We start from the raw sequence: 513 nt of genomic DNA, 5'->3' as shown, positions 1-513 counted from the left end.
GTTTTAATCGTCACCAAATCATACGAAAGCGGCAGTTGGGGCAGCGCAGCTTGCAGGTTTTCGCCGACCTTGCCCTTGATTTCCGCAGCGTGTTCCACCACACCGGCCAGCGAACCGTAGGCTTCCAGCCACTTCACCGCCGTTTTCGGGCCGCACTTTTCCACGCCCGGCACGTTGTCCACCTTGTCGCCCATCAGCGCGAGATAATCGCGGATTTGGTCGGGGCGCACGCCGAATTTCTCCTTCACGCCTTCAATGTCCAGCGTTTCGCCGCTCATCGTGTTCACCAGCGTCACGCGCTCGTTCACCAGCTGCGCCATGTCCTTATCGCCGGTGGACACCACCACATTCCAACCCGCTTCGCCTGCCATCGCCGCCAGCGTGCCGATAACGTCGTCCGCTTCGACTTGCGGAATGACCAACACCGGCCAGCCCATCAGCCGCACCAAATCCGGCAAGGCTTCCGCTTGCGGGCGCAAATCGTCCGGCATCGGCGGGCGCGTCGCCTTATAG

The 513-nt window shown here is 61.6% G+C and carries 1 protein-coding gene; it reads right to left on the bottom strand.

Annotated features, from left to right (window positions below):
* On the bottom strand, positions 1–513 hold a 513-nt coding region (locus ACTHUR_RS18460; RefSeq protein ID WP_440400218.1), incomplete at both ends, for a 5'-3' exonuclease.

The sequence above is a fragment of the Neisseria sp. P0021.S007 genome (assembly GCF_051956855.1).
Note: the sequence above shows the minus strand (reverse complement) of the source record. Positions and strands in the feature narration are given on the sequence as shown.